The sequence below is a fragment of the Thermovirga sp. genome, assembly GCA_012523215.1.
GTDB lineage: Bacteria > Synergistota > Synergistia > Synergistales > Thermovirgaceae > 58-81.
Genome location: JAAYIZ010000252.1, coordinates 1 through 4,676 on the forward strand (window position 1 = coordinate 1; position 4,676 = coordinate 4,676).

Annotated in this window: 5 protein-coding genes, 1 tRNA gene and 1 other RNA gene; 1 reads left to right on the forward strand and 6 read right to left on the reverse strand. The window is 52.1% G+C overall.

The annotated features are described in order from the left end of the window. The first annotated feature begins 341 nt into the window (after positions 1-341). On the forward strand, positions 342-668 hold the full coding sequence (locus tag GX108_06950; protein NLO56770.1) for a transposase family protein: 327 nt from the start codon (positions 342-344) through the stop codon (positions 666-668). A gap of 232 nt (positions 669-900) precedes the next feature. On the opposite strand, the gene GX108_06955 is transcribed toward GX108_06950, so the two are convergent. The 6 genes from GX108_06955 to GX108_06980 form a co-directional block, all read right to left on the reverse strand. Beyond that, positions 901-1,329, reverse strand: a complete 429-nt coding sequence (locus GX108_06955; GenBank protein NLO56771.1) for a restriction endonuclease subunit S — start codon at positions 1,327-1,329, stop codon at positions 901-903. Positions 1,330-1,421: 92 nt separating this feature from the next. After that, positions 1,422-2,162, reverse strand: coding sequence for a hypothetical protein (locus GX108_06960; protein ID NLO56772.1), 741 nt, complete (start codon positions 2,160-2,162; stop codon positions 1,422-1,424). 553 nt (positions 2,163-2,715) lie between these two features. Continuing rightward, positions 2,716-2,931, reverse strand: coding sequence for a hypothetical protein (locus GX108_06965; GenBank protein NLO56773.1), 216 nt, complete (start codon positions 2,929-2,931; stop codon positions 2,716-2,718). 668 nt (positions 2,932-3,599) lie between these two features. Then, positions 3,600-3,948, reverse strand: a transfer-messenger RNA (tmRNA) gene (ssrA, locus tag GX108_06970). Between the two features lie 11 nt (positions 3,949-3,959). Beyond that, positions 3,960-4,427, reverse strand: a complete 468-nt coding sequence (gene smpB, locus GX108_06975) for an SsrA-binding protein SmpB (protein ID NLO56774.1) — start codon at positions 4,425-4,427, stop codon at positions 3,960-3,962. Positions 4,428-4,559: 132 nt separating this feature from the next. Next, positions 4,560-4,637: transfer RNA gene (locus GX108_06980), tRNA-Pro, on the reverse strand. Positions 4,638-4,676: the final 39 nt, after the last annotated feature.

A 4,676-nucleotide genomic window follows, 5' to 3' on the forward strand; every position in this document is an offset into this window, starting at 1 on the left:
AGGTCAACGCCCATCTTGAATCCAGAGGACTGAAGCTCTCCGAGGGTACCATCGTCGACGCCACCATCATCAACGCCCCGTCTTCGACGAAGAACAAAGAGAAGAAGCGGGACCCTGAAATGCATTCTTACGAAGAAAGGCAACCAGTTCTACTTCGAGCGAGAAGATCCACATAGGTGTCGACAGGGCCACGAAACTGGCCCACAGCCTTGTCACTACGCCTGCCAACGGGCACGACTCGCATCTCATCGGCGAACTCCTTCATGGGGGGGGTGAGAAAGCGGAGTATGGGGGACTCGGCCTAGATAGGCAAGACGGAAGAGATCAACGGCAAGGCTCCCATGGCCTCGGATAACACGAACAGAAGGTCCACCAGAAACAGGAAGCTCACGGAAGAGGAGAAGGAAAGGAACAGGATGCTTTCCAGGACCCGCGTCAGGGTAGAGCACGTCTTCGGTGTGGTCAAGAACATATTCGGATACAGGAAGGTTCGCTACAAGGGTCTTGCAAAGAACACCAACGGCATCCATGTTTTTTTGCTTTGTCGAACCTTTACATGGTCAGGAGGGAACTGCTCTAGCTCCCGGCAGGGGCGTAGTGTCCCTGGATATAGGGGAAAAGGCCAAAGAGGAGGCAAAAGGGGCTATACAGCCCTCCGAAGGCCTTGAAATGATCTTCAAAAGGCCAATATAGCCTGGCTTATCCACAGGAAACGGAATCGGCTGTCAAGGTCCCGATGTTGCAACTATCAAGGTCTTTTGTTCAGAGGTTCCTAAGAATATGGGCAGGCAAAACGCTAATTGATTCATTGGCCTTGGTAAGGGCATCTCGTTTTGATTCCACCGCCTATAATATCTCAATAACGCGCTTCTGTTCATCAAGGTGGGGGAGGGGGAATTCTTAAGTTTTCAATGTTTTCCAATTAATTGTGGGCGAAAGCGAGCTCACAGGTATTTCAATAGCCCGCTCCATGAACATGTCGAGTTGCAGAAAAAACGGCAAAAACTCCAGCATAATTACCTTGGGCTTGGCACGGACAACCATGGCGTGGGCCGAGCAGATTCCATCAAACTTGGCAACAGCGAGCTTGCGCTGACACTCACGGTGGCGGTCGAAAATCACATCACCCTTTTTGAAGGCCAGTTTTTGTCCGGTCACATCGGCCGGATGTCCCCATTTACGCAGGTGAATTGTACTGGGGTCAAGATGTTCCAACCCAACTAAGATATCTGTTTTGGTATCTACGGGGTCCACACGTACAGCAACATTCTGGACGACCTCGCCGAACTTAACCATCTTCCAACCGGACTTCAGGGATTGGGAGGTCATTCACTTTCCTCCTCAGTAATTGCCCAAGGAACCGGTTCCGTTTCGCCCGCCCATTTATTATTGAGGCGCACCCGATTAGCATATTGCCCTTTCTAGTACATTAGCCGGAGAAGGCACATCTCCACATACCATTGCGACAGGTTCCAGGCATCAAATGCTGCGTCTGATTCAAGTTCGTGTTTCTTTTTGGAATGCACGAGCTGATTTCTGATGTTGGTTATGGCATGGAAGGCATCTTCAAACTTTTGGCCGTTCACATCTTTCTCGATGGAATCGAGGATATCCGGGATCTCGTGGGGCAAATCCATTAGAGTGGCCAGTAGTCGGATCTGATCAGACGCCCGCAACTTTCCCGGTTGAAATGCTTCCTCCGAGACGGCTTTTTTGATTTGAGTAATATAGATCCAAGCAAGTTTTTCCAGCGTGGATTGAGACAAGATCAGTGCTGAATCAGCGCCCATATGACCTCTACCGGCCAGATTGGACTGTAGATACCAATAGATCACTTCTGGCAACGCCTCTTTCCATGACAGGTCATTCCACAAGTCCCAAAATCCTTTGAATACATCTGCAAGTTGATGCGCCTGTGGATAAGGGCTCCACCATGTCAGGCTGTTGTTATGTGATAACGGATCGCTACCTCTCAGAATGCCCCATTGTTCATGCAGGCAAATGCCATCGTCCGAGAAGAGTCTGAAATGTCCAATAGGTTGCCAATGTCCTCTGGCAAACGACATGAAATAATGCAGGCAAGTAATGACGTTCTGCGTCTCTTCCCAATCCATGGCTTGGCCGTCGGTTTTCTGAATGAATCCGACGTGTGTGGCCGCCAATCCTCTTGACTGTTTGATGGCGTTGTCCCACTCTTTGGTTCTGCTAGGGGCTGAGATTTGGATGTGCCATTGCTTATATTTAATCTCGATCTGCCCACAACGCCACCAGCCCGCTGTCTTGTTGTCGTTGCTGATTGTTTCAACCGTTACGTCCTGATCACCGTAAAAGACAGGGAAAGCAAATACAACAAACTCAAGCCGAGCTCCAGCGCCAGAAGAGTGTGCAATATCGAGAGGTTCCTTCGAAGGTACCCAAGTTGACTGAGTACCGTCATTATCATAGTTGAAGCATTGAATTGGCTCTTGACCTGAGAACTGTATAAATGACGCCCCTTTTTTTTTGCACGCATAATATCGATTGATGCTATGCCTGTGAGCGATAGGTGTACTCGATCTTTTGGGTGAAGAATCTGAGTACCATGCACTTCGATCTGTTTCAACTTCATGAATTTTTTACCATCGGCATTTTCAAGTCAGAAATCTGCCTTGACTGATCCCAGATTGATCTGGATTCCAGGCTTTTGAAGAAACGCTTCCGGCAGTAACATCTCGTTCATTCATCTATCCCCTCAAGCAAGGCCGCGATCTCTTCCGGCTGGGACAGTTGCCCCTTCAATTCCCGCGGAAGAGTCCTGGTGATTTCGTAGGTGCCACGCCGATGGCCGGGCATCGCCCGCTTGTCGACCCAGCGATACGGGACGTCACTGTTGGTACCAGGGTACTTGCCTGTCTCGTCCACTGATAACCAGTGGTTTCCCATCTCGGCCATTTCTCTATGTCCTCACAGGCAATTGGTTTTTCATCACACCAGAGGCAACGACGAAGATGTTGGGCACAGCTTCCCCAACTTAAAATTTCCTTTAATATACTTTAGGCAGGATCCGGTTGTCAAACGCCTTAATCTGAATAAGGCCGCAAATGTCTGCTCACAGGCGTAACCACCGGTCACTGGCAACTTTCTCCACGTATGGAGGGCATGGCATCCCATAGGTCCAGGTTGGAATCGGGGTGCGCAGCCACCATCATCCGATGGTACATGCCGTGCCCATCGGACCGGAATCCTTCCAGCCCGTCGATGGGCGGAGGTCCCGTTGCAGGCCGGTGAAGGTAATCAGTTCTCCATTGGATCAGACGCAGTCCCGGTCGGACGGTCTAATCGTGGCGTGCCGATCCCCTGTCGTCTACGGACGTCGGCCAGGGGGGTGGGCTCCGGGCCAGTATTGGGCCTTCTGGCACTCCGATGGCCGGGAATCCGGCGTGGAGATGGCAGAGCTTACCCCATACCATGGCCGGTTCGATGCTGCGGCGAGCCTGGGGAAGAAACGTTGATGGTTCCAATAGTCCCGTTTCAGGAATCCCCGGATTTCGAAACAAGGGAAAAAGAAAACCCGTCACCTGGGAGAATGATCCCAGAGAGACGGGTTTATTTTTTCTAAATGGTGGAGGCGCGGGGAATCGAACCCCGGTCCGACAGGGGCCGACTACGAGTTTCTCCGTGCGCAGTCTCCGTTTTTATGTCGGTTCAGGCCTCCCGGAGACGGGATGCCCTCACCCCAGCCCTCTTGGGCTTGACCTCGCGTTCGAGAGCATCACGCGAGGGGCAGTCGCCATAGGTGACGTCCACTGGGAGTCCTGGCGACGGAAACCCCCAGGGACGTGGACGCTATTTAAGCGGCCAGTGCGTAATTTTCGTTGGCAATTATTGTTTGCGCCGTGTTTTACGAGTTCCGGCAACTCGGCACGCTGCCCGTAATCCTCCATCCTGCCGTCGAAACCTGTCGCCCCCATATTCAATTGTCAAACTTCTCGTTGCCGTCTTTCCTTGACGGCCTTTTCGATGTCCCTCCTGGCATCTCTCTCGGCAATCGCCTCTCGCTTGTCAAAACCCGTCTTACCTTTAACCAGGGCCAGTTCAACCTTGGCCCAACGGTTCTGCTTGAGGTAAACCGTCAAGGGAACAAGGGTCAGGCCCTTTTCCCTGGTCTTCGAGCCAAGGCGCCTTATCTCACCGGCATTCAGGAGGAGCTTCCGCGGCCGTAGCGGCTCATGGTTGTAATAGGTGCCCTGCTCAAAGGGAGAAATATGGACGTTGTAGAGCCACACCTCGGAACCCTGAACCTTCGCGTATCCATCCTTCAGGTTTATCTTCCCGGACCTGACCGATTTTATTTCCGTCCCGGTGAGGACCATCCCGGCCTCGACGGTTTCGATAATAAAATAATCATGCCGGGCCTTTCGATTTCTCGCCACGACCGAGTCTTCCATTATGCTCCCCCGCACCTGTAATTATAGGATCCCCATGATCAATAGTCAACTTTCGTCAGACTTTTTTAGCCCTATAAGGTCCCCATCAAAAAAAGGGATCCCCCCAAAGAACGGGATCCCCCTTCCCTCTTCTGGTCGGGGCGAGAGGATTTGAACCTCCGACCTCCTGCTCCCGAAGCAGGCGCGCTAACCAGGCTGCGCTACGCCCCGAACGACGGGCATTGTAGCACCTTCTCCGTAGCCCCGTCA